Raw genomic sequence first — 24,978 nt, 5'->3', positions numbered from 1 at the left:
AAGGGAGCCGGATGATGCCTCGGGAACAGGGAATGACGGCTCAAAAAACTAATGAACCTTTGTCTACAAAAATGTGGCAGACAAGAAGGAATCCCGCAGCTTATGGGCCGGATATGTTTTTTTGGTGTTTTTCGCAGAAGGAAACGCCTGTTTGACATGCAGGAAATATAAAAAAAGAGGCCGGTTTGCACCGACCTCTTTTACAGAGAGTTACATTTTTCTTGCCTGATAAACGCTGGGAAACAATAGCGAATATCGCTGCAAGTTTCGCCCTTGGCTTAGCGCTTCAGCTGGCTGATATCACGCACCGCGCCACGGTCGGCCGAGGTAGCCATGGCGGCATAGGCTTGCAGAGCCTGCGATACATAACGCTGGCGATTGACCGGTTTCCAGGCATCCTTGCCCTTGGCTTCCATCGCTGTGCGTCGCTGCGCCAATTCGCTATCGCTGACCTTCAGGTGTATGCGGCGTTCAGGAATATCGATTTCGATGGTGTCGCCTTCCTGCACCAGGCCGATGGCGCCGCCTTCCGCCGCTTCAGGAGAAGCATGGCCGATCACCAGGCCGGACGAACCGCCTGAGAAACGGCCGTCGGTGAACAGCGCGCAGGATTTCCCCAGGCCTTTGGATTTGATGTACGACGTCGGATACAGCATTTCTTGCATGCCCGGTCCGCCTTTCGGTCCTTCGTAGCGGATGATGACGACGTCGCCGGCATGCACCGTATCGCCGAGAATCGCTTCCACGGCATCGTCCTGGCTTTCAAAGACGCGGGCGCGGCCGCTGAACTTGAGGATGCTTTCGTCGACGCCGGCAGTCTTGACGATGCAGCCGTTTTCCGCCAGGTTGCCGTACAAGACCGCTAGCCCGCCATCCTGCGAATAGGCATGCGCCTTGTCGCGGATGCAGCCGTTGCTGCGGTCGGTGTCGAGGCTGGTAAAGCGTTTTTCTTGCGAGAATGCGACCTGGGTTGGCACGCCGCCGGGCGCTGCGCTGAACAGCTTGTGCACCGCGGCGTCCTGGGTTTGCGTGATGTCGTTGTTGGCGATGGCGTCGCCCAGGGTCTTGGCGTGGATCGTCGGACGGCTGGTGTCGAGCAAGCCGGCGCGCGCCAGTTCACCGAGGATACTGATGATGCCGCCGGCGCGGTGCACGTCTTCGATATGGTATTTGTCGGTCATCGGCGCTACCTTGCACAAGCAAGGAACGTGGCGCGAGATGCGGTCGATGTCGGCCATCTTGAAATCGACTTCCGCTTCCTGTGCTGCGGCCAGCAAATGCAGCACCGTATTGGTCGAGCCGCCCATCGAGACATCCAGTGTCATGGCATTTTCAAACGACGCCTTGTTAGCAATATTGCGTGGCAGGACAGAATAGTCATCCTGCTCGTAATGACGTTTGGCCAGCTCGACAATCAGGCGGCCGGCGCGCAAGAACAATTCCTTGCGGTCGGCGTGCGTCGCGAGAATAGTGCCGTTGCCGGGCAGTGCCAGCCCCAGCGCTTCGGTCAGGCAGTTCATTGAGTTGGCGGTAAACATGCCGGAACAGGAACCGCAAGTAGGGCAGGCCGAGCGTTCGATTTCAGCAATGTCGGCATCGCTGACGGAAGCGTCGCCGGCCTTGATCATGGCGTCGACCAGGTCGATCTTGAAAATCTTTTGGTCGATCACGGCCACGCCAGGCAGTTTTTCAACTACCTTGCCGGCTTCCATCGGGCCGCCGGAAACGAACACGACCGGAATATTCAGGCGCATCGCAGCCATCAGCATGCCCGGCGTGATCTTGTCGCAATTCGAGATGCATACCATGGCGTCGGCGCAATGGGCGTTGACCATGTACTCCACCGAATCGGCAATCAGTTCGCGTGACGGCAACGAATACAGCATGCCACCGTGGCCCATGGCGATTCCGTCATCGACGGCGATGGTATTGAATTCCTTGGCGACGCCGCCGGCTGCTTCGATCTCGCGCGCAACCATCTGGCCCAGGTCCTTCAGGTGGACGTGGCCCGGAACGAATTGGGTGAAGGAATTGACCACCGCAATGATCGGCTTGTCGAAGTCGCCGTCTTTCATGCCTGTGGCGCGCCAGAGTGCGCGGGCGCCGGCCATGTTGCGGCCGTGGGTAGTGGTGCGGGAACGATATTGCGGCATGATGTGCATCTCCAGGAATAATGGCCCTAGAGTGCCTTGCCCATAACGCTGTGTCAAATATATGATTTATGGCTTATTAATATGAATTGCGTATATATCGATTTTTCATATCTTGCAGTTATATTGTTATTGCTTCAGCATTGTTTGTCTTTATTTTCTTTATTTAATGTAAATAATAGAAAAATATTCTAATAAATTATATTTTCAAGCAATTTGTTGCGATAATTTTCTGCAGCCATATTCCTACAATAGACATAGGTCATCTCGCCGTACAGCTTATTTTGGAGCTCCTATGTCAACCGATCATTCTTCCGATTCCCCCGCCACGCATGTCGATACGCAATTAATCCATTGTGGACGCGAGCCTTCGCGTTTCGCCGGGATGGTGAATACCCCGGTTTTCCGCGGCTCCACCATCATCGCCAACAATCTGGAAGACTGGGAAGCCAGCCGCCAGATCGATAATCCGATGTCCAACTACGGCCGCTTCGGCACCCCGACCACCCGTTCCTTCGAGCAGGCGATCGTGACGCTGGAAGGCGGCCACAACTGCCTGGTGTTTCCATCCGGCCTGTCGGCCTGCACCCATAGCATCATGGCTTTCGTCAAAAGCGGCGATCACGTGCTGATTACCGACAGCGTCTACGGCCCGACCCGCACCTTCGCCGACCGCGTCTTGCGTCGCATGGGAGTGGAGGTCGAGTATTTCGATTCGCTGATCGGTGGCGAAATCCGCACCTTGTTGCGGCCGAATACCAGCGTGGTGTTTGTCGAGTCGCCCGGCTCGTGGACCTTTGAAGTGCAGGACATCCCGGCCATCGCTGAAGAGGCCCACAAGGTCGGCGCCTTTGTCTTGCTCGACAATACCTGGGCCACGCCCTTGTTCTTCAAGCCGTTCAAACATGGTGTCGATGTGTCGATCCATGCAGCCACCAAATATATCGTTGGCCATTCCGATGCCTTGCTCGGTGTCGCCAGCGCCAATGAACGCGCCTGGGGCATCCTCAAGAATGGCGCCCATGATTTTGGCCAGACCGCCGGCCCGGACGATATCTACCTGGCTTTGCGCGGCATGCGCAGCATGGCAGTGCGCCTGCGCCAGCATTGGGAAAACGGCGTCCAGCTGGCCGAATACCTGCGCACCCAGCCGCTGGTAGAGCGGGTATTGCATCCGGCCTTGCCATCCGACCCTGGGCACCAGCTATGGAAGCGCGATTTCCTCGGCGCCAGCGGCCTGTTCACGGTCGAGCTGAAAGAAGTCGGCCGCCCGGCCTTGTCCAAGTTCTTTGAAAGTCTGCAGCTGTTCGGCATCGGCCTGTCATGGGGCGGTTTTGAAAGCCTGGCGCTACCGCTGGATAAACCGCCAACCCGGGTTGCTTCCAAGACGACGTATCAGAATCCGCTGGTGCGGGTGCACGTGGGATTGGAAAATCTCGATGATCTGGTGGCTGACATGGGGCAGGCGTTCAAGCAAATGGAACAGGCGCTGTAATGATGTGAAGGGCGCCGTGATTGCGCCCGGCCGGGTGTGGCTTCAGTTGAGCCCGGCATAGTCGAGTGGCAGCGCGGTGGTGTGCTTGATCTGCTCCATCGCAAAGCTGGCGTTGACGTCGAACAACGCGTTCGATTGCGTCAGCTTCTGGTACACCGCATCGTAGGCGGCGATGTTCGGCACCACCACTCGCAGCAGGTAATCGATATTGCCGCTCATGCGGTAAAACTCCACCACTTCCGGAATCAGTTTTACGGTATTGCTGAATTGGGAATACCAGTTGGCGTTATGCTGGTTGGTCTTGATCGAAACGAATACCGTGACGCCGACATTGAGCTTGTCGGCATCCAGCAGCGCCACGCGGCGCAATATCACGCCATCTTCTTCCAGCTTCTGGATGCGGCGCCAGCATGGCGTCGAGGACAGGTTGACCTTCTCGGCGATTTCCGCCACCGGGGTGCTGGCGTCTTCTTGCAGGATGGCGAGAATTTGTTTATCTATTTTATCCATGGTCGGCTTGCTTGAAGAGAGGGCCGGCTACAGTGCGGCGAGTTCCGGCTGAAACCAGTTTAGCGCCAGTTGCGTAGCCATAGTGGTTTTCGAGTGTTTTGCCTATGTACTTGATTGACATTGCCAGCCGGGTGGCAGATATTAACGACGCAAGATCTATAAATACAAGAAGGAGACATAATTGCGCATTTCATTACCAAAATCATTCCGCCTGAGCCCCATGACGCGGGCGCTGACCGTGGCAACCCGAACTGCCGTTTTGATCGGCGCCGGGTTGATCATCAGCGCCCCGGCCGGCGCGGCGAATTTTTCCCAGATGGTGTTTTTCGGCGATTCGCTGACTGACAGCGGTTATTTTACCGGCGTCGGCCAGCAACCTTCGTTTACTACCAATCCCGATCCGGTCTGGGCGCAGCTGCTGGCCCACAAATACGGTACCGCTGCCAATCCTGCCGCCATCCTGACGCCGAGTGGCGCGAAGCCTGCCGGCGGCACCGATTACGCGGTCGGCGGCGCGCGCGTCACCAGCCAGGGCAGCTGGCCTGACCCGGCGACGGCGCCATTGGTGCCAACCGTCACCAGTCAGATCAACGGCTATCTGGCGGCCAACCCGCACCTTGACGGCAAAGGTTTGTATTCTATCTGGGCAGGCGCCAACGATATTTTCGGCTACACCTTTGCCAATGCCAGCGCCTTGCTTAATCCCGCTACGCAAGCCGCTACTGCAGCGCTGGTGGTCCAGCAAGTCACCGGAGAAGCCACCAACGTAGTAGGGCTGGTACGGCAATTGCAGCAAGCTGGCGCCGGGACAGTACTCGTGGTCAACCTGCCGGATGTCGGCAAGACGCCGGAAGGATCTGCGATTCCTGCGCTGGCGACTTTGTGGACAACTTCCTCAAACAGTTTCAATGCTGCGCTGAACTCCGGCTTGAGCGGACTGGGCGGCAATATTGTGGCGATCAACGCCTACGGACTGTTGCACGAAGTAATCGCCAATCCGGGCGTATACGGCTTCACCAATATCACTACGCCGGCATGCACGACTTCGTCTTCCTCGACATGCACCACATCGACCCTGGTGGCGCCCGGCGCCGACCGGACCTATCTGTTTGCCGACGGCGTGCATCCGACCGGCGCCGGCCACGCCATCCTGGCGCAGTACATTGAATCGGTATTGCAGGCGCCAGGCCAGATCGGCATGCTGGCCGAAGCCCCTCTGGCCAGCGCCCAGACCTTTACGCGTGCAATCGATGACCGTCTGCGCCTGACGCCGCGCGCCGGGCAGGTCGAAGCCTATGCGGCCTATGACAATACTCATCAGAGCCTGGACCATAACGGCAACAATCCCGGTCTCGACGGTTCAGCCAACAGCCTGACTGTCGGTGTCGACTATGCTGTCAACCAGAATGTCACGGTCGGCGGCGCCTTCGGTTTTGCCCATAACCGGGCGAATTTCGGCAATGACACCGGCGGCTTCAAGCTGGACCAGGCGATGCTGTCGGCATACACCCAGTACCGCGAAGGCGCCTGGGCTCTTAACGCCATCGGCATGGTTGGTACGCTACAGTACAACGACATTACCCGAAACATCGCACTGGGCTCGGCCATCCGCAGCGAAACCGGCGACGCCAATGGCCATCAGTTCCTGTTCCGCATCGGCGGCCAGTATGACTTTGCCCTCGGCGCAGCGACGCTCAGCCCGGTTGCCAACCTGACCTGGCAACAAGTCAACGTCGGCGGCTATGCGGAAAACGGCAACGACAGTACGGCGATGAATTTCAACTCCCAAACACGCAACTCGCTGGTTTCCAGCCTCGGCGCGCAAATCACCAGCAAGCTCACGCTGGGCAGCTATGCGGTGCAGCCGTTTGCCAAGCTGGCCTGGGAAAAGGAGTTTGAAAACAGCGAACGCGATGTTCGCGCCAACCTGATCGGCATGGCCGGCAGCTTCGGCCTGCCTGCGTATCAAGGGCCAAGCAACAGCGGGCGTGTGGAACTCGGCGCCAGCATTGCGCTGGCGGCGGATTTCAGTGCTTACGCCAGCTATAACGGCCAGTTCGCCGGCAGTAACAAGATCAACTCTTTCCAGGTTGGCTTGAAAAAGGCGTTTTAAAGCGGTTCAGAGGTTTCAGATCTGGTGTGCCATATAAAACGGCCGCTAGTGCTTCAAGCACTAGCGGCCGTTTTTATTGGGATGGATCTACTCTTTTTCGGTTTTTACGGCGGCTTTGGTCGGCAAGGCAGGGGTGTCGTCGAAATCGACTACCGGCATGCCGCCGTCCAGGCCCAGGTAGTGTTCGATCAGGCCAAAGAAACGGTCGTAGAAGCGGCCGGCCGGAATCGTCTCGCTGGCCACCTTGACCAGGGAGTCGGAAGTGCTGCCGATCGGCAGCGATACCGAACCCAGCACGCTCAGGCCGACGCTGGCGGAATTGTTGGTTTTCTTGAGCGCGTAACGATCCTGGGTGGCGCTGACGAACAATGTCGAGCTTTTACCATCCTTGTCGTTGGGGGCGCACACGACATGGAATTCGATTTCGACATGCGTGTCCTGATCCGGCTGGAAGTGCTTGTGGCCATCGACCAGATCGGCCTTGGCTTGCTTGATGATGTAGCCCTGGCTCAGCAGAGTGCGGCGCGCCGCTTCACAGGTGGCAGAACTGGAGCTGGCGAAATCGTGGGAAAACGTGCTTGTATCGCTGAACTCCTCACCCTGATAGGCGGTAGGCTTGGTCGTTGAACAGCCGGCAAGGAACCCGGCCGTCAAAGCAAGCAGCAAAGCCGGCAAGACAGGCGATGCACTGAACATCCTGGACATAAACGAAACTCCTTGAATCGATCGACTAAATTGATGCGGCGGATCGCATTTTAGTCCATCGCGCGTACCCGTTCAGCGCTATTCGACAGAAGAGACGGAGTTTCGTTGCATTTATGCTTATTTGGCCAGATTTATGCCGCTTTCAAGCCACGCACGATGCTGTACCGATCGGCGTTGGCCCTCAGCCATTGCTCGGCTAGCGCGCGGTTGTCATGCTGCCAGGGATGGAAGTCGCGTTTGAGATAGCCGAGTAAAGGCATGAAGCTAAGCCAGAACAGGCCGTGGCTGCCGAAAAAGAAGCTGGCGGCGTCAAGCCAGGTACTCGGCTTGAACAGCGTCCGGTCATGCCACAGGTTATTCACCGTTTGTCGGGTCGCCATGATGGTGAAGCGCGTCATCGCAAACATGTACCAGCGCACCCGCGTCTTGTAGCTGCCGCCAAGGGTCAGGTACAGATCGAAGGCGACCGCCTTATGCTCGGTTTCCTCTACCGCGTGCCAGGTCCATAGCGTGCGCAGCATGGGATCGGCGTCTCCCATGATTTCAGGGTTGCGCAGCGTCAGGTCGGCCAGCACCGCCGTGTAATGCTCGAACGCAGCGGTGACCGCCAGTCGGCTGATGGCCGGCATATTGCGCTCGCGGCCTAGCGCGATCAGTTTGGCGGCCCAGTGCTGCCAATGATTGACCAGCCCCTGTTTTTCCAGCTCGGTGTTGTACAAGGTATGTACTCGGCGATGGGTTGCCTCCTGGCCAACGAAATCGCGAATGGTAGCGTGCAGCGAAGCGTGTTCGGCATCGTCGGGCAAGGCCAGGGCTGCTTCGCGCACCGAATCGATGAAGTCTTGCTCGCCGACCGGGAAGCTCATCGACATGGCGTTGAAGAATTGGGTGCGGAAGGCTCCGCCTGCCAGCCAGTGACGGGGAAAACCTTGGGACAGGTCGACCAATAGCTTTCTTACCAATAAAGGATGAGATGTATTCACGCGCCTGCCTCTGTTCTCTGTTGTTTAGCGATAGAACCAGTATACTGAGCATTATTCAGTTTTTAAACTCGCAAGTTGCTCAGTTTTTGACAGGTGCGTACATGATCAAGAGAATTCCAGGTTCCTCCTCTGAAACAATGCGGAAATTGCCGACACAGGAGCGGGCGCAACGCACCATCGAAACCATTTTTGAGACCACTGCTCAGATTTTGGAGAACGAAGGAGCGGCCGGGTTGACGACCAACAAGGTTGCCGAGAAAGCTGGATTTTCGATCGGCACCTTGTATCAGTACTTTCCCAGCAAGGAAGCCATCCTGACCGCCTTGATTGCGCGCGAGCGCCGGCGCGTGATGGATGAACTGGATGCGTTGATGGAAAGCGCCGAAAGCCAGATCGACCAGCTCGACCCGAAAACCTTTTTGCGCCAATTCATCCGCATCAACATAGAAGGCCTCGGCAGCGGCCGCAGCGCCAAGCGGGCGATGGTGCGCTTTGCCTGGCAACATGATCATCACGACGATATTACCCAGGCTTTGCGCGAGACGGCTGAGCGGATCGCCATCAGCATGCAGCGGATACACCACCCCAACCTGAGGCCGCCGACGCCAGCCATGATGTTCGTGGTGACGCGCGCGGTGATCGGCGCCATCCGCAGCGCCTCGCTGGAAAAATCGCCGCTGCTGGGCAGCATTGAATTTGAAGATGAGCTGGTGCAACTGGCCTGGGGCATGCTGGCGCGGCCGGCTGATTTCTAACCAGATTTACGGCGATGCCGGAGCGAGCAGGAAAAATGCCCGATAATGGTGCCGTGGCGCCAACCAACAGAAAACGCGAATGAAATACCCAGCATTGCTCTCCTTTGAAGAAGTGTTCCAGCAGATCAGACAGTTCGACACCATCATCGATGCCCGTACGCCTGCCGAGTTTGCCGAGGACCGGATTCCCGGCGCCATCAATTGTCCGGTGCTGGATGACGCCCAGCGGGTCCAGGTGGGTACCTTGTATAAACAGGTCAGCGCATTTGAAGCGAAGAAACTGGGCGCGGTGCTGGTCGCCAGGAATGTAGCGCAGCACATCGAAACCCTGTTCATCGGCAAGCCGCGCGAATGGACGCCGTTGATTTATTGCTGGCGCGGCGGCAACCGCAGCGGAGCGATGGCGCATATCATGGCGAAAATAGGCTGGCCGGTCGTGCAGTTGGATGGCGGCTACAAGGAGTTCCGGCGCTACGTCATCAGCAGCCTGGAGCAGTTGCCGCTGCAATTTACCTACAAAGTGATTTGCGGCCCCACCGGCAGCGGCAAGAGCCGTTTGCTGCAAGTGCTGGAACAACAAGGCGCGCAAGTTCTGGATCTTGAACAGATTGCAGCCCATCGCGGTTCAGTGCTGGGAAATCTGCCGCAGGAAGCGCAACCGTCGCAGAAAGCGTTTGAAAGCAGGATCTGGGACAAGCTGCAGCATTTCGATGTGCGCTATCCCGTCTTTGTCGAATCGGAAAGCAAGAAGATCGGGAATCTGCGCATTCCAGAGGCCTTGATGATGCAGATCCGCAAGTCGCAGTGCATTGCGCTGGCGCTGCCGAGAGCCGAGCGGGTCAAGCTGCTGATGGAAGATTACGCGCACTTCGTCGTCGATCCCGTCTTGCTGAATGCGCAACTGTCTTGCCTGGCCTATCTGCATGGACGCGAGACGGTTGGCGACTGGCAGAAAATGGCGAGCGCCGGCCAGATCGAGCCGCTGGTTGATGCGCTGTTGCTGAAGCACTATGATCCTGCGTATGCGCAATCGATCAAGCGTAATTTCGATCAGTTCTCCACGGCGCAGATATATGATCTTCCAGACATTTCGGCAGAAGCGTTTTTGCAGGCGGCAAGGCAATTGCATCAAGACAGGTAGATCTGCCGCGTAACCCCATTTACTTCAGGAACAGCATGTCCGATCCCTCTGAAACCAGCATCAAACTCACTTCTTTTTCTCACGGCGGCGGCTGCGGTTGCAAGATCGCGCCTGGCGTGCTGGCGCAAATCCTCAAGGGCAGCAGCGGCTTCCCGGTGCCCAAGGAATTGATGGTCGGGATTGAAACCGCGGATGACGCCGCGGTCTATAAGCTGAATGACGAACAGGCCCTGATTGCGACCACCGATTTCTTCATGCCGATCGTCGACGATCCTTTCGACTTCGGCCGCATCGCCGCCACCAATGCCATTTCCGATGTGTACGCCATGGGCGGTACTCCGATCATGGCGCTGGCGCTGGTCGGCATGCCGGTCAACAAGCTGCCGCTGGAAGTGATTGCCAAAATCCTGAAGGGCGGCGAGGCGATCTGCGCGCAAGCGGGGATTCCGATCGCTGGCGGCCATACCATCGACTCGGTCGAGCCTATCTATGGACTTGTAGTGCTGGGCCTGGTTCATCCTTCCAAGGTCAAGCGCAATGCGGGAGCAAAAGCCGGCGATAAGCTGATACTGGGCAAATCGATTGGCGTGGGGATTTTATCCGCCGCCTTGAAAAAAGAAGCGCTGGATGCAGATGGCTATGCGGCGCTGATAGACAACACCACCAAACTCAACAAGCCGGGCAAGCTGCTATCGGAAATGGCGACTGTCAATGCGCTCACCGATGTGACCGGTTTCGGCCTGCTCGGCCACACGCTGGAGCTGGCGCGGGCCGCCAAGCTTTGCGCCCGCATCAGCATGGATGCGGTCCCCTTGTTGCCAGGGGTGCAGCAGTTGGCGGAGCAGGGCTATGTCACCGGCGCCTCGCCGCGCAACTGGGATGGCTACAGCCATGAAGTGACGCTGGCAGCCAGTGTCACCGGCGTTCAGCGCAGCCTGCTGACCGATCCGCAAACCTCGGGAGGTTTGCTGGTGTCATGCGAGGCCGGCGCGGTTGACGAAGTGTTGGCGCTGTTCCGGCGTGAAGGCTTTGCCGACGCTGCTGTCATCGGTGAGATGACAGCAGGGATGGTCGGGATAGAAGTGGTTTCCTGACGAAGCTCAGGCCCGGTTCCTGAAAAACAAGGTGTCGCCCAGCCATACCGCAACCATGGTGACGCCCATCAAGGGGAACAGGATGCCAAGGACTGCCATATAGCGCTTTCCAGCGCTTGATCGATGGCGGCGGTTGCAATACGCGTTTAGGTGCGCCGACCGAATTGTGCGGCCGGCGCTTCCACCACATCACGAATCCCGTCACCGCCATGCCTAGCAGCGTCAGCGAAATCGCTGCGCAAATCAGCTGGTTCGCCAGGCCGAAATATTCCCCCATGTGCAGTGCAACGCCCAGCGTCACCAGCTTGGAGGCCGGGTTGTAGTCGGTAAAGCGCAGATCCTTGATGACTGCGCCGCTGTACTGGTCGATATGCAGCGTGCGTTGGCGATCGCCGCCATCACCTTTACCAATCAGGTCAGCTGCATCAATGAAACAACGTGCGATTTTCCTGCAGGGGATTGATTCGCGGCTGTGACCGACCGGAAATAGGGGGACTTGTCGCAATTCGACAAGTCTGCACGCGTGTGAAAAAAGTACAAGCCGGCCCTGGCTTTTGTGGTAGCGCCTGTCTGGCCGACAATTCTATAGTCTCCCTGCGTCACAAAGACGCGGCCGGTACAGCCGGTCTACGGTAACCGGCGGCGGTTTGTATTCCGTGGCACGGTGCTCAAAAAAAACAGAGGAGACAAAGATGATGAATAAATTGGCCTATGCCGGCGTATTTTCCTGCCTGGCATGCATGTTGCCGGCCGCTTACGCGGCGGATTCTTGCAACGTCCCGCAATTGAAAGTGCTGGCCCAGAAGACGCTGGGACTGACTACCCTCGAAAAATCGCTGGCCGACTACAGCAAAGCCAGTGGTACCAAGGTCGACCTGGTCTATTTCGGCGAAAACGACCGCCGTGGCAAATCGCGCCTGGATGCCTCCACCAAGGCTGGCGCTTACCAGGTCTACTACGTGGACGAAGCCAATGTGGCGGAATTTGCCGCCGCCGGCTGGATCCTGCCTTTGCTCAAGTACTATCCGAAAGAGTACGATTACAACGATTTCCTGCCGGGCCGCCGTTCTGTGGCGAGCTACAAGGACGTTGCCTATTTTGCGCCCCTGTATGGCGGCGGCGATTTCCTCTATTACCGCAAGGACTTGCTGGAAAAGGCACACATAGCAGTGCCTAAAACGCTGGATGAATTGCAAACTGCTATCAAGAAATTGCATAACCCGCCCAGCGTCTACGGCTGGGTGGCGCGCGGGCAGCGCGGTTCGGGCATGAACGTGTGGCGCTGGTCGCCATTCTTCACCGCCATGGGCGGCGAATGGGTGGGTAAGGACGGTAAAGCCGATTTCAATTCCGCCGCCGGCGTGAAAGCCACGCAAATCTATATGGATCTGCTCAAGTACACACCGCCCGGCACCGCGACCTATGACTGGAGCAATGCGATAGAGGCCTTTCGCGCCGGCAAGGTCGCTTTCATGATCGAGTCCACGCCGTTCGCAGACTGGATGGAAGACCCGAGCAAGTCCTCGGTGGTGGACAAGGTCGGCTATGCGCGTCCACCGGTTCCGCTATCCTCGGCGGGCTTTGGCCACGGCTTTGCCATCGCCACCTACGGCAGCAAGGATGAATGCACGCGCCAGGCTGCGGGGAAGTTCATCGCCTGGGCCAGCAGCAAGGAACAGGAACAGGCCCGCCTCAAGGACGGCGTCTTCAGCGACTACAACCGCAGCAGCACTATCGCCAGCCCGTACTTCCAGCAGCATGTCAAGCCGGGCATTGTTGCCGGCCTGAATGCAATTACCGATTCCACCAAACTGAACATCTGGTCATCGCCGCTCTGGCCGCAGGTGGGCGACAACCTCGGCGTGGTGCTGGAAGAGCTGTTCACCGGTACCCGCACTGATGTCAAGGCTTCGTTGGATGACGCCGCCAAATACACCGATGGCGTCATTGCCCGGGCTAATCGCCGTAACTGAGCACGCTGCGCAACTCTTCTTCCTGATTGCGTCCGTTGTAGAGGCCAGGCGGCGGCACCAATGCGACGCCGCCTGGCGCAGCCTTTCGAGAAACGACAATGCATAAACGTCATAGCTCTTCCTTGCCCTATGTATTTTTGCTGCCGCCGCTGCTGATACTGGCGGTGCTGGCGCTGGTGCCTACCATTGGCGCCATTTACCTGGCGTTGCGCGACCGCATGCTGCAATACGCCGACAGCCACTTTGTCTGGTTCGATAATTTTTCCCGGTTAGCGGCGGACCGCCGTTTCCTTAACGCCATCAAGGTCTCGGCGCAGTGGGAAGCCGTTACCGTGCTCGGCACGCTGGTGGTTGGCGTACTGCTGGCGATCTGGCTGTTTGAAAAGACCACGCCGCGCATCCGTAATCTGCTATCGGTATTGCTGATCATTCCGGTGCTGTTGCCGCGGGTGTCGGCTGCTTTCCTGTGGAAATTCATGTTCTCGCCTTTGCTCGGCATTGTCAGCTGGCTGCTGGGGTTTGTCGGCCTCGGCAATATCTCCTTCTTGTCCGATCCCAATCTGGCGCTGCTGGCGGTGGCGTTTGTCGATGTCTGGCAATGGGGATTGTTCTTCGCGGTGATCGTGCTCAAGCTGCTCGAAACCCTGCCGCCGGAACCGCTGGAGGCGGCCCGCATCGACTACGCCCGCACCTGGGAGGTCTACGCGCTGGTGGCGTTGCCGATGCTACGGGCGCCGCTGGTCAGCCTGGCGCTGATCAAGATGATCGAGTCGTTGCGTTCCTTCGATCTGATCTATGTCATGACCAAGGGTGGCCCCGGCATCGCCACAGAGACGCTGGACATGTACGCCTATTCGCAAGGGATAGGCTTGTCTGGCGATATTTCGTATGCCTCCGCCATGGCGGTCTTGATGATGATATTGACCACAGCGATGTTCACACTTATTTGGAAGCGAGCGAAAAAATGGCAAGAGTAATCGCACAGATAAATACCCCTGTCGTACCGGTGGCGCTGCCAACCGGCGTCAGGGGAGGGCGAGCCATGCGTCAGGCTTTGAAAATGCTGAGCTGGCTGGGCCTGGCCTTGCTGGTGGCGGTGGCCTTGTTCCCGGTGCTGTGGGCCGTACTGAGTTCGCTCAAGGAACTGATGGATATCGTCTCGCCGACGCCGCGCTTTATTTTCCGGCCGACCTTGGACAACTACCGCCAGGTGCTGCAAACGCCGGAAGTATTATCCGGCCTGTACAACAGTATCCTGGTGGTGGGAGTAGCAGTCGGGCTGGGTGCTGTGCTGGGCATACCTGCGGCGTATGCCATTGCGCGTTATCCGTTCCGCAGGCGTGACGACATCCAGTTCTTCGTGCTGTCGCTGCGCTTCCTGCCACCGGTCGCCGTGGCGATTCCATTGATGGCGATCTGGATCGACCTTGGTGTCTACGATACCCGTTTCTCGCTGATCGTGACTTATCTGCTGACCACCTTGTCGACCATTATCTGGCTCTCGATCCCGGCTTTCCAGCGCGTCCCGCGTGAGGTCGAGGAAGCGGCCACCATCGATGGCTACGGTCCGTATGCGGTGTTCTGGCGCATTGCCTTGCCGATTGCCTCGAAGACGCTGCTGGGAGGCGTGGTGTTCAGTTTTGTCCTGGTCTGGAACGAGCTGATGATGGCGCTGACTTTGACTTCGCAGCAGGCCGCCACCTTGCCGGTGATCGCCGCCACGTTTACCTCCATGGGCCAGGAAGTGCCTTGGGGCGTGGTGAATGCATCGACCGTGCTGCTGGCGCTGCCGCCGCTGGTGTTCCTGGGTTTGCTTAGCCAATTGCTCAATTCCATGCTGAAGCACCGCTGACGCATTGCGTGGTTTCGCGCGGTGCCGGCGATAACGAATACGGGGTAGCGCCGTTCCGCTGCACATACAAGATGATGGAGTACATGATGAAAGCCCTGGTTCTCGAAAAGCAACATGACATCCAGTTGCGGGAGATTGAGCTGCCGCTGGTGGTCGGCCCGCGCGATGTCAAGATCAAGATTCACACAGTGGGCGTTTGCGGTAGCGATGTGCATTACTACCAGCATGGCAATATCGGCTCGTTCGTTGTGAATAAGCCGATGGTGCTGGGCCATGAAGCGGCTGGCGTGGTGGTAGAAGCGGGAGCCGATGTGACTTCCCTGAAGGTCGGGGACCGCGTTTGCATGGAGCCTGGCGTTCCGGATTTTGAATCCAAGGCAACGCGCCTGGGTTTGTATAACCTCGATCCGGCCGTGAGTTTCTGGGCGACGCCGCCTGTCCATGGTTGTCTGACGCCGTTCGTCTCGCATCCCGCAGCCTTTACCTTCAAACTGCCGGACAACGTCAGTTTTGCCGAGGGCGCAATCGTCGAACCGTTGTCGATCGGCCTGCAGGCAGCGACCAAGGCGCAAATCAAGCCGGGCGACATGGCAGTGGTGCTGGGTGCCGGCACCATCGGCATGATGACTGCGCTGGCAGCGCTGGCCGGCGGTTGCAGCCGGGTAGTGATTTGCGATCTGGTGCAGGAAAAATTGGATTTGATCCATACATATCCTGGCATCACCACCGTTAACCTGCGCAAGCAATCTTTATTGGAAGTCGTCACTGATCTTAGCGGGGAGTGGGGGGCGGATATCGTTTTTGAAGCCAGTGGCAGCGAGAAGGCCTACGACGGCATCTTTGATCTGTTGTGTCCGGGTGGTTGCCTGGTGCTGGTCGGTATGCCGGCGAACACCGTGGCAATCGATATCGTAGCGATCCAGGCCAAGGAAATCCGTATCGAATCGGTTTTCCGCTACGCCAATATCTTCCCGCGTGCGTTAGCCCTGATCGCTTCCGGAAAGATCAATGTCAAGCCGTTTATTTCACGCTCGTTCAAGTTTTCCGACGGCGTCGCTGCCTTCGAGGCCGCCGCCAGCGGCAATCCGCACGATGTCAAGATCCAGATCGAATTGGAGTAAGCATCATGGCCAGCATTGTTTGCGATAAACTAGCGAAGCACTACGAGGGCAATCCGGTGGTCCATGATTTCAGCATGGAGATTGCGGATGCGGAGTTCATCGTGCTGCTGGGCCCCTCCGGCTGCGGCAAGTCGACCATCCTGCGCATGATGGCTGGGCTGGAAGACATCAGCGGCGGTGCTTTGCACATCGGCGCGCGGCAGGTGAACGATCTGCCGCCGCGCGAGCGCGATATCGCCATGGTGTTCCAGAATTACGCGTTGTATCCGCACATGACGGTGTACGACAACATGGCTTTCGGCCTGCGCCGGCTGAAGACGCCGGAAAGTGAAATCAGGCAGCGCGTTGAACGGGTGGCGCAGATGCTGAACCTGGATCCGCTGCTGCAGCGCAAGCCGAAGCAGATGTCCGGCGGCCAGCAACAGCGGGTGGCCATCGGCCGCGCGATGATCAAGACGCCTTCGGTATTCCTGTTCGACGAGCCGTTGTCGAATCTGGACGCCAAGTTGCGCGCACAATTGCGCGGCGATATCAAGCGTTTACACCGGCAACTGGCGACTACGTCAGTGTATGTTACCCACGATCAGCTGGAAGCGATGACGCTGGCTGACCGCATCGTGCTGCTCAAGGCCGGACGCATCGAGCAGGTCGGCACGCCGGCGGAAATATACAACCATCCGGTATCGAAATTTGCCGCAGGCTTTATCGGCACGCCGGCGATGAATTTCATCGATTGCATGGCGCGTCACGAAGATGGCGCGACTGTGCTCGACAGTGGTGAAGCGCGCTGGCGGCTGCCGCAATCCCTGTTTGCGATTGGCGACGGCCAGGCTGTGGTGCTGGGCGTGCGGCCGAATCATATGTCTACTACCAGCACCGGCGACCAGCAGATCGAAGTGGTGGGCCAGGTCGATCTGGTGGAGTTGCTCGGCGCCGAGTCGCTGGTGAGTTTGCTGCATGCGGAGCGCGAAATCACAGCGCTGGTGCCGGCCAGCCGTTGTCCGCGGGTAGGTACGCAGGTATGCTTTAATGTCTCGATGAGCGACCTGCATGTGTTCGATGCAGAGACAGGTCGCAGCCTGGTGTTGAGACATTGATATCAAGATGACGCCCGGAAACACAAGGAGACCATGCCATGCGGCCAGACCTGGAGCTTATCCAAAAAGTACAGTACCAGTCATTTCGCGTCTGGTCTCACGGTTACCCGCATCAGGTAGCAAAATGGCATTATCACCCCGAGTACGAATTGCATTATCTGCGTGCGACCCGAGGCAAGATGTTCGTCGGCGACTACATTGGCGATTGCGGGCCTGGCAACCTGGTATTCACCGGCCCCAATATCCCACACAACTGGGTCAGCGAACTGGCGCCGGGCGTCAGCGTGGAGGACCGCGACCTGGTGCTGCAGTTCGGCGCAGAATTCATGCAGGATTGCATGGCTCTTTTCCCGGAGTTCGGCCAGGTGCAGAATCTGCTTGATGAGGCGCGTCTCGGCGTGCAATTCGGCAAGGAGGCGGAAGAGCGCGCCCATGAAGCCTTGAGCGCGATGATCAGCGCCAGCGACGCCAGACGGGTGATCCTGTTCCTGGATTTGCTGGACTATCTGTCGCATGCACCGCGGGTGCGGCTGGCCAGTCCCAGCTACGATCCAAGTATCGACCAGCGCCGCAACGCCGTCATCAACCAGGTGCTGGCCTATATCCTGGAAAATTACACTGCCGATCTGCGTGAAGCCGATGTCGCCGAGCTGGCAAGGATGGCGGGTGCGGCATTCTCGCGCTTCTTCCGCAAAAATACCGGCCTGACTTTCGTCCAGTACGTCAACCACCTGCGGCTTAACCGTGCCTGCGAGCTGCTGATGAATACGGAGTTGTCGGTAACCGACATCTGTTATCGGGTCGGCTTCAACAATGTGTCGCATTTCAATCATCAATTTTTGCAGAAGAAGCAAATGTCGCCATCGAAGTTTCGCGCCTTTCATCTGACGCAAGCCGGTGGCGCATCAACCCAGTCTGCGGTTCAATAAAAGAGGAAATCATTCATGTTTTTGGGCATAGATCTTGGCACGTCCGAGCTCAAGGCAATGCTGGTGGATGGAGATAACAAGCCAATCGCCAGCAGCGCCGTCAAGCAAACCATCAGCCGTCCCTATCCGCTCTGGTCGGAACAAAGCCCCGAAGGCTGGTGGCAAGCGACTTGCGAAGCGCTCGATCAGTTGCGATCGTCAGCACCCGAGGCATTTGCAGCAGTGCGCACCATCGGCATCTCCGGCCAGATGCACGGCGCGGTGTTGCTCGACGCTCGTCGTCGCGTACTGCGTCCGGCGATTCTCTGGAACGACACGCGCTCTTTCGCCGAATGCGTCGAACTGGAAGCGCTGGTGCCGGAGTCGCGCCAGATCACCGGCAACCTGGCAATGCCGGGATTCACCGCGCCCAAATTATTGTGGCTGCAAAAACATGAACCGGTGGTATTTCGCAGCATTTCGATCGTGCTGCTGCCCAAGGATTACCTGGTATTCCGACTCACTGGCGAACTGGTGTCCGATATGTCCGACGCTGCCGGCACCTTGTGGCTGGACGTTGCCCGCCGCGACTGGTCGGATCGCATGCTAGCCGCCACCGGCTTGACGCGCCAGCAGATGCCGGCCTTGATCGAAGGGCGCGATGTCGCCGGCCAGCTCAAAGACGATCTGACGCGGCAATGGAGGTTCAAGGGGCCGGTGCTGGTGGCCGGCGGCGCCGGCGACAATGCCGCTTCGGCGGTAGGGGTAGGGGTGGTAAGCCCTGGCAGCGCCCTGGTATCGCTGGGCAGTTCAGGCGTGATATTTGTCTCGAACGATCATTTTTCGCCGAATCCCGCCCAGGCCGTGCACGCCTTCTGCCACGCCTTGCCGGATCGCTGGTGCCAGATGAGCGTGACGCTGGCCGCGACCACCAGCCTGTCCTGGGCCACGCGTCTGACCGGCCACACCAGCGAAGCGGCCTTTGCCAAGTTGGCGGAAGACGCCGCCATCGATGCCGCGCCGATTTTCCTGCCCTACCTGAACGGTGAGCGTACGCCGCATAACAATGCGCAGGCCAAAGGCATGTTCTTCGGTTTGAGTTCCAACACCGACGCCGCCGCGATCGCGTATAGCATCATGGAAGGCGTGGCGTTTTCGCTTGCCGACGGCTATGCGGCGCTGGGCGCGGCCGGTACCCACATCAGGCAGGCGACCTTTGTCGGTGGCGGCGCCCGCAGCCACTTCTGGGGTTCGCTGGTGGCGTCGGCTTGCGGTTTCTCCTTGTTAAGACCGGTCGGCGGCGATCTGGGCGGTGCTTTCGGTGCCGCCAGGCTGGCGCGCATGGCTACCACAGGCGAGGCGGCTGAAGCGGTTTGCACCGCGTTGCCGACAGCCGACATGATTGCGCCATCGGCGTCGTTGGCTGAGCGCCTCAAGCCGCGCTATGAACGTTATAAGCGTTTGTACCAGGTGACCAGCGAAGATGTCTTCAAAATGTAGCGGCGGCTGGGATATCTTTCCGCATATGACGCGGTTGTCCAGCCGATCAGCGTTTTACACGCGCCAGTTATAGATATTTGTACTGCGGCTCCGGTATGGCAGTCAATTGCTGCAGCGATGCAATCAAATCGGCAAAACGCTGTCCCTGCACTGTGACGTGCTGGCGCAGCAGGTCGGCGGTTTGCTCGCCGTTGCCGGCGATGATGGCCTGTACTATGCCGTCGTGCTCCTGAAAAGAGACCTTCAGGCGATCCCGCACCCTCAGCTGCAGGCGCCGGTAAGGCCGCAGCCGGCGTTGCAGCGAACGCGCCTGAGTGACCAGGAAGGCGTTGTGGCTGCCTTCATAGATGGCGTCATGGAAAGCTTCGTTTTTGTAGAAATAGCTGTCCGGATCCTGCGCGTCGCGGGCTTCCATGCAAGCCTGGTGCGCCGTCAGCAGATGTGCATGCTCCTCGCTGGACATTCTGCGCGCCGCCAGGCGTCCGCACATTGCTTCCAGTTCCGCCATTACCTCGAACATTTCTATCAGCTGGCGTGGGCCGATCTCTGCCACCACCGTGCCGCGCCGTGGGCGGGTTACGACGATGCCCATGGACGCCAGTTGGATCAAGGCTTCGCGCACCGGCGTGCGGGAGACGCCGAATTTGATGGCGAGGTCGGTTTCGTCCAGATGTTGACCCGGGCGTAGTTCCCCAACTGCGATCATCTCTTCGATGGTTTCGCGCAGGGATTCCGAGCGATTTTTTGTCGTCAGCATAATTAGACCGTTTCTGGGATTATGTGTATTCGAGATTTGATTGTAAGGCGTATTTATTCGTTGACATAAAAATGTTTTATGGAATACTGTGTATACAAGGAAATGAAAAAAGAATACATAGCATCTATCTTCAGCAATAACTGTATGAAATGTAGCTAAAATTGTATCGATAGTTTTTCCACCAGAGGAGAGGGGATATGTCTTTAGTCAGCAGAAGAACGGTGCTGGGTGCACTCGCGAGCACGCCGTTCTGGTCTATGTCGTCAGTCTGGGCGCAATCCAGCGCTCTTAAAATTTCCCACCAGTTTCCCGGCGGCAGTATCAGCGAAGGTGACTTCCGTGACCGCTTGACTCGCATGTTTGCGGCAGAAGTCGGCAAGCGCACCAACGGCAGCCTGAAATTCGAAATCTATCCCGGTTCTTCCCTGATGAAGACCAACTCACAGTTCTCCGCGCTGCGCAAAGGCGCACTGGATTTCTCTCTGGTGCCGCTCAACTATGCCGGCGGCGAAGTGCCGGAGGTTAACATCGGTCTGATGCCAGGTCTGGTGACTTCCTATGAGCAGGGCGCAGCTTGGAAGAATGCCGAAGTCGGCAAGGAATTGTCGCGCATCCTGCTGGAAAAGGGCGTGATTATCGTCAGCTGGATCTGGCAGGCCGGCGGCGTTGCTTCACGCACCAAGCCGATTGTCGATCCGTCGGACGCCAAGGGGCTGAAGGTGCGCGGCGGTTCGCGCGAGATGGACATGATTTTGAAGGAAGCCGGCGCCGCCGTGGTGACGCTGCCATCCAATGAAATCTATGCCGCGATGCAGACCGGCGCGATGGACGCGGCCATGACTTCCTCGACTTCGCTGATTTCCTTCCGTCTGGAAGAAGTGTCGAAGAGCCTGACCAGCGGCCGCGATAAAGCCTACTGGTACATGCTTGAGCCGCTGATGATTTCCAAGGCGACTTTCGATCGCCTGACCAAGGAGCAGCAAGTAGCGGTCATGGCGGTCGGTGCAGATATGGAAAAATTTGCCGAGAACGCCGCGCGGCTGGATGATTCCGGCGTCGCCGCGGTCTATCAAAAGGCTGGCGCCAAGGTAGTCGATCTGAACGCCGCCACCGTCAAGAAGTGGCAGGATATCGCGCGCAACACGGCGTGGAAGGACTATGCGGCAAGAAACGATAATTGCGCCAAGTTGCTGAAACTGGCTGAGAAACTCCTATGAGCCACGGCTTCGATACGAAGCCGACCGCAGGGCCTGCATTACCCGCCACGCCGGACAATCCGGTGGTGGCAGGGCTGGCCGGCGTACTTGACCGCTTCAATAAATTCGCTTTGTACCTGTCGATGGTAGCGCTAATGCTGACTGCGCTGATCATGACCTATTCGGTGGTGGCGCGCTATTTTTTCCATACGCCGACCGATTGGCAAGATGACGCCACCGTTTTTATGCTGGTCGGCGTGATCTTCCTCTGCGCCGGCTACGCGCAATCGTATCGCGGCCATATCGGCATCGAAGCCCTGTCTTCGATATTGCCTGCCGCGGTGAACGCAGTACGCCTGCTGCTGGTCGACGTGGTTTCCTTTTTGTTCTGCGCTTTCTTTTCCTGGAAATCGTGGACTCTGTTTCATGAAGCCTGGTCCGAAGGCCAGACTACCTCATCCACTTTTGCACCGCCGCTGTGGATTCCTTATTCTCTGATGGCGCTCGGCATGACCGTGCTGACCTTGCAAATCCTGGTGCAGGTGCTGACGCGCCTGACTGACCGCAAGCAAGCCGTCACTCAACAAACTGTCACGGGAGTGTAATGAGTCCGCTTGCCCTTGGTGCCCTGTATGGCATCGTCACTATCGTCGTGATGTGTTCAGGCATGCCGATTGCCTTTGCGCTCGGTGTGGTGGCTACCAGCTTCATGTATTTCTTCATGCCCGCTTCTTCGCTCGATACCGTGACGCAGAACGTCTACGAGGAAATCGCTTCCGTCACCTTGCTGTCGATTCCCTTGTTTATCCTTAAGGGTGCGGCCATCGGCAAATCGCCGGCGGGGCGTGACTTGTATTCCGCCATTCATGCCTGGCTGAGCCGGGTTCCGGGCGGTCTCGGGATCGCCAATGTCTTTGCCTGCGCCTTGTTTGCCGCCATGGCCGGTTCATCGCCGGCGACTTGTTCTGCGATCGGTTCCGCCGGTATCCCGGAAATGCGTCGCCGTGGCTACTCTCCTGGCTTTGCGGCAGGCATAATCGCCGCCGGCGGCACTTTGGGGATTCTGCTGCCGCCTTCGATCACCATGATCCTGTACGCGGTGGCCTCGGAGCAATCGCTGGGCCGCTTGTTCCTGGCCGGCATCGGCCCGGGTATGTTGCTGGTGTTCCTGTTCGCCGGCTACGCCGTGTACCGCGCCCGCAAAGAATATCGCATTGCGCATGCGATCTACAGCCAGGGCGGCGTCAAGTCGGCTTATCTGGATGACGAGCATTTCACCCTCGCGCAAAAGGTGGAAATGCTGCCGCGCGTGCTGCCTTTCCTGGTGCTGCTGATTGGCGTGATGATTGCCTTGTACGGCGGCTTTGCCACGCCGTCGGAAACCGCCGGCCTCGGCGCTTTGCTGGCGATCGTGCTGATTGCCGTGGTGTACCGCATGTGGCGGCCGCGCGACCTGATGCCTTTCCTGAATTCGACCATCAAGGAATCCTGCATGCTGTTGCTGATTATCGGCATGTCCTTGCTGTATTCGTACGTGATGAGTTACTTGCACATCAGCCAGTCGGCGGCGCAATGGGTAGTTGCCCTGCATCTGTCTAAATGGCTGCTGCTGGCGATGATCTTGCTGATGGTGATCGTGCTCGGCTTCTTCCTGCCGCCGGTGTCGATCATCCTGATGACCGCGCCGATCATCCTGCCGCCTTTGCGTGAAGCCGGTTTCGACCTGATCTGGTTCGGCGTGGTGATGACTGTGGTGATGGAGATGGGCCTGATTCATCCGCCGGTCGGCCTGAACCTGTTCGTCATCAAGAACATTGCGCCCGACATTCCGCTTAGCGATGTCATCAAGGGTACGCTGCCATTCCTGTTGTTGATGTTTCTGGCGATTATTTTGCTGTGCCTGTTTCCTGGCATTGTCACTGGACTGCCGGATTTATTGATGGGAGCCCGCTGACATGGACAGCCGCCGTTGGGATGTGCGCAATACAAATCGCGAACAACGCCTGCGGCGGGTCGCCGAGACGCTCGGCAGCGCTTGCCAGGGCAAGCTGGTGGAAACAGGGCGGATCAGGGATCTGCTGCATAGCGTGCTCGAATCCGGCGACAAGGTTTGCCTGGAAGGGAATAACCAGAAGCAAGCCGATTTCCTGGCCAAGGAACTGGCCAAGCTCGATCCGGCGCGCGTCAATGGCTTGCATATGCTGCTGTCGGTGCTGGCGTTGCCTGAGCATCTGGACATCTTTGAAACCGGCATCGCCACACGTCTGGACTTTTCTTTTTCGGGGCCGCAAGCGGTGCGCTTGGCCGGCCTGGTTGCGGCCGGCAAGCTCAATATCGGCGCGATCCATACCTATCTTGAATTATTCGGCCGTTACTTTATCGACCTGACGCCGCGCGTGGCGCTGGTGGCGGCGCAGGCAGCCGACCGCCACGGCAATTTGTATACCGGACCGAATACCGAGGACACGCCGGCGATTGTCGAAGCCACGGCTTTTAGCGGCGGCATCGTGATTGCGCAGGTCAATGAAATAGTCGATGTCCTGCCGCGTGTCGATATTCCGGCCGACTGGGTAGGCTTTGTGGTGAAGGCGCCGACGCCGCACTATATCGAACCGTTGTTTACGCGCGATCCGGCGCAGATCTCCGATATCCAGGTATTGATGGCGATGATGGCGATCAAGGGTATCTACGCAGAATACGACATACAACGGCTCAACCATGGCATCGGTTTCGACACCGCCGCAATTGAATTGCTGCTGCCGACCTACGCCGCTTCGCTTGGCCTGAAGGGCAAGATTTGCCGGCATTGGGCGCTCAATCCGCATCCGGCGCTGATTCCTGCGATTGAGGCCGGTTTTGTCGAATCGATCCATTCCTTTGGCTCAGAGCTTGGCATGGAAGACTACATCCGGGCGCGCTCGGATGTGTTTTTCGTTGGTCCGGACGGTTCGATGCGCAGCAACCGCGCCTTCAGTCAGATGGCCGGCCATTACGCTTGCGACATGTTCATCGGTTCAACCCTGCAGATCGATCTGCAAGGCAATTCATCCACCGCTACCGCCGACCGCATCGCCGGCTTCGGCGGCGCGCCTAACATGGGCGCCGATGCCCGCGGCCGGCGTCATGCCAGCCCGGCCTGGCTGAAAGCAGGCAAGCAGGCGCGGGACGGCAGGAACCTTATTCCGCGTGGTCAAAAGCTGGTGGTGCAAATGGTTGAAACCTTCCGCGAGCATATGCAGCCGGCTTTCGTCGAGCGGCTCGATGCCTGGGAACTTGCCGAGCAAGCCGGCATGGCGATTCCGCCGGTGATGATCTATGGTGAAGACGTTAGCCATATCCTGACCGAAGAAGGGCTGGCCAATCTGCTGTTGTGCCGCACCGACGAAGAGCGCGAGCAGGCGGTGCGCGGCGTGGCAGGCTATACCGCAATTGGCCTGGGACGGGACAAACGGATGGTCGAGAACCTGCGTGACCGCGGCATCATCCAGCGGCCGGAGGATCTGGGGATAGACAAGCGGCTCGCTACGCGCGATTTGCTGGCGGCCAAAAGCATGAAGGACCTGGTGCGCGCTTCAGGCGGCTTGTATCAGCCGCCAAAGCGCTTCAGGAACTGGTGAGTCACGCTGTA

Annotated in this window: 22 protein-coding genes; 16 read left to right on the top strand and 6 right to left on the bottom strand. The window is 58.3% G+C overall.

Annotated elements, in window-relative coordinates; genetic code table 11:
• Nucleotides 1-278: 278 nt before the first annotated feature.
• Nucleotides 279-2,153 (bottom strand): dihydroxy-acid dehydratase, encoded by a 1,875-nt coding sequence (gene ilvD, locus LT85_RS15045; protein ID WP_038490181.1) that lies wholly within the window; start codon nucleotides 2,151-2,153, stop codon nucleotides 279-281.
• A gap of 292 nt (nucleotides 2,154-2,445) precedes the next feature.
• Between ilvD and metC the strand changes: the two genes are divergently transcribed.
• Nucleotides 2,446-3,645: a cystathionine beta-lyase gene (metC, locus tag LT85_RS15040; RefSeq protein ID WP_052135214.1), complete on the top strand. Its 1,200-nt coding sequence runs from the start codon at nucleotides 2,446-2,448 to the stop codon at nucleotides 3,643-3,645.
• Between the two features lie 42 nt (nucleotides 3,646-3,687).
• On the opposite strand, the gene LT85_RS15035 is transcribed toward metC, so the two are convergent.
• The gene (locus tag LT85_RS15035; RefSeq protein WP_038490178.1) at nucleotides 3,688-4,155 is read right to left on the bottom strand and encodes an Lrp/AsnC family transcriptional regulator; all 468 of its coding nucleotides are present in this window, start codon (nucleotides 4,153-4,155) and stop codon (nucleotides 3,688-3,690) included.
• 181 nt (nucleotides 4,156-4,336) lie between these two features.
• Between LT85_RS15035 and LT85_RS15030 the strand changes: the two genes are divergently transcribed.
• Complete coding sequence (locus LT85_RS15030; protein WP_156117546.1) at nucleotides 4,337-6,268, top strand: autotransporter outer membrane beta-barrel domain-containing protein; 1,932 nt, start codon at nucleotides 4,337-4,339, stop codon at nucleotides 6,266-6,268.
• Between the two features lie 87 nt (nucleotides 6,269-6,355).
• Here LT85_RS15030 and LT85_RS15025 read toward each other — a convergent pair whose 3' ends face one another.
• Complete coding sequence (locus LT85_RS15025) at nucleotides 6,356-6,973, bottom strand: DUF2242 domain-containing protein (RefSeq protein WP_081992412.1); 618 nt, start codon at nucleotides 6,971-6,973, stop codon at nucleotides 6,356-6,358.
• Between the two features lie 131 nt (nucleotides 6,974-7,104).
• Entirely contained in the window at nucleotides 7,105-7,956 is an 852-nt protein-coding gene (locus tag LT85_RS15020) for a metal-dependent hydrolase (protein ID WP_038490172.1), read from the bottom strand.
• Nucleotides 7,957-8,057: 101 nt separating this feature from the next.
• On the opposite strand from LT85_RS15020, the gene LT85_RS15015 reads away from it, so the two are divergent.
• The 3 genes from LT85_RS15015 (at nucleotide 8,058) to selD (ending at nucleotide 10,946) form a co-directional block, all read left to right on the top strand.
• On the top strand, nucleotides 8,058-8,711 hold the full coding sequence (locus LT85_RS15015) for a TetR/AcrR family transcriptional regulator (RefSeq protein WP_156117545.1): 654 nt from the start codon (nucleotides 8,058-8,060) through the stop codon (nucleotides 8,709-8,711).
• 79 nt (nucleotides 8,712-8,790) lie between these two features.
• Nucleotides 8,791-9,852, top strand: a complete 1,062-nt coding sequence (mnmH, locus tag LT85_RS15010) for a tRNA 2-selenouridine(34) synthase MnmH (RefSeq protein WP_038490169.1) — start codon at nucleotides 8,791-8,793, stop codon at nucleotides 9,850-9,852.
• A gap of 35 nt (nucleotides 9,853-9,887) precedes the next feature.
• Entirely contained in the window at nucleotides 9,888-10,946 is a 1,059-nt protein-coding gene (gene selD, locus LT85_RS15005; protein ID WP_038490166.1) for a selenide, water dikinase SelD, read from the top strand.
• Here the strand turns inward: selD and LT85_RS26065 are convergent.
• On the bottom strand, nucleotides 10,897-11,451 hold the full coding sequence (locus LT85_RS26065) for a PepSY domain-containing protein (RefSeq protein ID WP_367379773.1): 555 nt from the start codon (nucleotides 11,449-11,451) through the stop codon (nucleotides 10,897-10,899). The two genes, selD and LT85_RS26065, sit on opposite strands and share 50 nt — an antisense overlap.
• A gap of 190 nt (nucleotides 11,452-11,641) precedes the next feature.
• Here LT85_RS26065 and LT85_RS14995 point away from each other — a divergent pair, with 190 nt between their 5' ends.
• The 7 genes from LT85_RS14995 to xylB all read left to right on the top strand — a co-directional run bounded on the left by LT85_RS14995 (nucleotide 11,642) and on the right by xylB (nucleotide 19,397).
• A complete protein-coding gene (locus tag LT85_RS14995) occupies nucleotides 11,642-12,919 on the top strand; it encodes an ABC transporter substrate-binding protein (RefSeq protein WP_052135539.1) in 1,278 nt (425 codons plus the stop codon).
• Nucleotides 12,920-13,017: 98 nt separating this feature from the next.
• Nucleotides 13,018-13,896, top strand: a complete 879-nt coding sequence (locus LT85_RS14990) for a carbohydrate ABC transporter permease (RefSeq protein WP_038490161.1) — start codon at nucleotides 13,018-13,020, stop codon at nucleotides 13,894-13,896.
• Nucleotides 13,897-13,961: 65 nt separating this feature from the next.
• Nucleotides 13,962-14,771 (top strand): carbohydrate ABC transporter permease, encoded by an 810-nt coding sequence (locus LT85_RS14985; protein ID WP_052135212.1) that lies wholly within the window; start codon nucleotides 13,962-13,964, stop codon nucleotides 14,769-14,771.
• Between the two features lie 86 nt (nucleotides 14,772-14,857).
• The gene (locus tag LT85_RS14980) at nucleotides 14,858-15,892 is read left to right on the top strand and encodes an NAD(P)-dependent alcohol dehydrogenase (protein WP_038490158.1); all 1,035 of its coding nucleotides are present in this window, start codon (nucleotides 14,858-14,860) and stop codon (nucleotides 15,890-15,892) included.
• Nucleotides 15,893-15,897: 5 nt separating this feature from the next.
• On the top strand, nucleotides 15,898-16,989 hold the full coding sequence (locus LT85_RS14975; protein ID WP_052135211.1) for an ABC transporter ATP-binding protein: 1,092 nt from the start codon (nucleotides 15,898-15,900) through the stop codon (nucleotides 16,987-16,989).
• Between the two features lie 38 nt (nucleotides 16,990-17,027).
• Nucleotides 17,028-17,918, top strand: a complete 891-nt coding sequence (locus tag LT85_RS14970; protein WP_052135210.1) for an AraC family transcriptional regulator — start codon at nucleotides 17,028-17,030, stop codon at nucleotides 17,916-17,918.
• A gap of 15 nt (nucleotides 17,919-17,933) precedes the next feature.
• Nucleotides 17,934-19,397, top strand: a complete 1,464-nt coding sequence (gene xylB / locus LT85_RS14965) for a xylulokinase (protein ID WP_038490155.1) — start codon at nucleotides 17,934-17,936, stop codon at nucleotides 19,395-19,397.
• A 67-nt stretch (nucleotides 19,398-19,464) separates the two neighbouring features.
• Here xylB and LT85_RS14960 read toward each other — a convergent pair whose 3' ends face one another.
• Nucleotides 19,465-20,154 carry a GntR family transcriptional regulator gene (locus tag LT85_RS14960; RefSeq protein WP_038490152.1) on the bottom strand — a complete coding sequence of 230 codons (690 nt, stop codon included), beginning with the start codon at nucleotides 20,152-20,154 and terminating at the stop codon, nucleotides 19,465-19,467.
• A 197-nt stretch (nucleotides 20,155-20,351) separates the two neighbouring features.
• On the opposite strand from LT85_RS14960, the gene dctP reads away from it, so the two are divergent.
• The 4 genes from dctP to mdcA are packed head-to-tail and all read left to right on the top strand — an operon-like array spanning nucleotide 20,352 to nucleotide 24,967.
• On the top strand, nucleotides 20,352-21,371 hold the full coding sequence (gene dctP / locus LT85_RS14955; RefSeq protein ID WP_038490149.1) for a TRAP transporter substrate-binding protein DctP: 1,020 nt from the start codon (nucleotides 20,352-20,354) through the stop codon (nucleotides 21,369-21,371).
• Nucleotides 21,368-21,955, top strand: a complete 588-nt coding sequence (locus LT85_RS14950) for a TRAP transporter small permease (RefSeq protein WP_038490146.1) — start codon at nucleotides 21,368-21,370, stop codon at nucleotides 21,953-21,955. Before dctP ends, LT85_RS14950 begins: the two co-directional genes overlap by 4 nt.
• Complete coding sequence (locus LT85_RS14945; protein ID WP_038490143.1) at nucleotides 21,955-23,304, top strand: TRAP transporter large permease; 1,350 nt, start codon at nucleotides 21,955-21,957, stop codon at nucleotides 23,302-23,304. The genes LT85_RS14950 and LT85_RS14945 overlap by 1 nt, the downstream gene beginning before the upstream one ends.
• Nucleotide 23,305: 1 nt before the next feature.
• The gene (gene mdcA, locus LT85_RS14940; protein WP_038490140.1) at nucleotides 23,306-24,967 is read left to right on the top strand and encodes a malonate decarboxylase subunit alpha; all 1,662 of its coding nucleotides are present in this window, start codon (nucleotides 23,306-23,308) and stop codon (nucleotides 24,965-24,967) included.
• The last annotated feature ends 11 nt before the right edge of the window (nucleotides 24,968-24,978 follow it).

It is taken from the genome of Collimonas arenae, from assembly GCF_000786695.1.
GTDB lineage: Bacteria > Pseudomonadota > Gammaproteobacteria > Burkholderiales > Burkholderiaceae_D > Collimonas > Collimonas arenae_A.
The sequence above is the reverse complement of the archived record's forward strand: the minus strand, read 5'-3'. Positions and strand labels throughout refer to the sequence as shown.

Bases quoted from the DNA above. Each gene is read 5' to 3' on its own strand.
- ilvD (WP_038490181.1), bottom strand. From the start codon at position 2,153: ATGCCGCAATATCGTTCCCGCACCACTACCCACGGCCGCAACATGGCC.
- metC (WP_052135214.1), top strand. From the start codon at position 2,446: ATGTCAACCGATCATTCTTCCGATTCCCCCGCCACGCATGTCGATACG.
- LT85_RS15035 (WP_038490178.1), bottom strand. From the start codon at position 4,155: ATGGATAAAATAGATAAACAAATTCTCGCCATCCTGCAAGAAGACGCC.
- LT85_RS15025 (WP_081992412.1), bottom strand. From the start codon at position 6,973: ATGTCCAGGATGTTCAGTGCATCGCCTGTCTTGCCGGCTTTGCTGCTT.
- LT85_RS15015 (WP_156117545.1), top strand. From the start codon at position 8,058: ATGATCAAGAGAATTCCAGGTTCCTCCTCTGAAACAATGCGGAAATTG.
- mnmH (WP_038490169.1), top strand. From the start codon at position 8,791: ATGAAATACCCAGCATTGCTCTCCTTTGAAGAAGTGTTCCAGCAGATC.
- selD (WP_038490166.1), top strand. From the start codon at position 9,888: ATGTCCGATCCCTCTGAAACCAGCATCAAACTCACTTCTTTTTCTCAC.
- LT85_RS14995 (WP_052135539.1), top strand. From the start codon at position 11,642: ATGAATAAATTGGCCTATGCCGGCGTATTTTCCTGCCTGGCATGCATG.
- LT85_RS14990 (WP_038490161.1), top strand. From the start codon at position 13,018: ATGCATAAACGTCATAGCTCTTCCTTGCCCTATGTATTTTTGCTGCCG.
- LT85_RS14985 (WP_052135212.1), top strand. From the start codon at position 13,962: ATGCGTCAGGCTTTGAAAATGCTGAGCTGGCTGGGCCTGGCCTTGCTG.
- LT85_RS14980 (WP_038490158.1), top strand. From the start codon at position 14,858: ATGAAAGCCCTGGTTCTCGAAAAGCAACATGACATCCAGTTGCGGGAG.
- LT85_RS14975 (WP_052135211.1), top strand. From the start codon at position 15,898: ATGGCCAGCATTGTTTGCGATAAACTAGCGAAGCACTACGAGGGCAAT.
- LT85_RS14970 (WP_052135210.1), top strand. From the start codon at position 17,028: ATGCGGCCAGACCTGGAGCTTATCCAAAAAGTACAGTACCAGTCATTT.
- xylB (WP_038490155.1), top strand. From the start codon at position 17,934: ATGTTTTTGGGCATAGATCTTGGCACGTCCGAGCTCAAGGCAATGCTG.
- LT85_RS14960 (WP_038490152.1), bottom strand. From the start codon at position 20,154: ATGCTGACGACAAAAAATCGCTCGGAATCCCTGCGCGAAACCATCGAA.
- dctP (WP_038490149.1), top strand. From the start codon at position 20,352: ATGTCTTTAGTCAGCAGAAGAACGGTGCTGGGTGCACTCGCGAGCACG.
- LT85_RS14950 (WP_038490146.1), top strand. From the start codon at position 21,368: ATGAGCCACGGCTTCGATACGAAGCCGACCGCAGGGCCTGCATTACCC.
- LT85_RS14945 (WP_038490143.1), top strand. From the start codon at position 21,955: ATGAGTCCGCTTGCCCTTGGTGCCCTGTATGGCATCGTCACTATCGTC.
- mdcA (WP_038490140.1), top strand. From the start codon at position 23,306: ATGGACAGCCGCCGTTGGGATGTGCGCAATACAAATCGCGAACAACGC.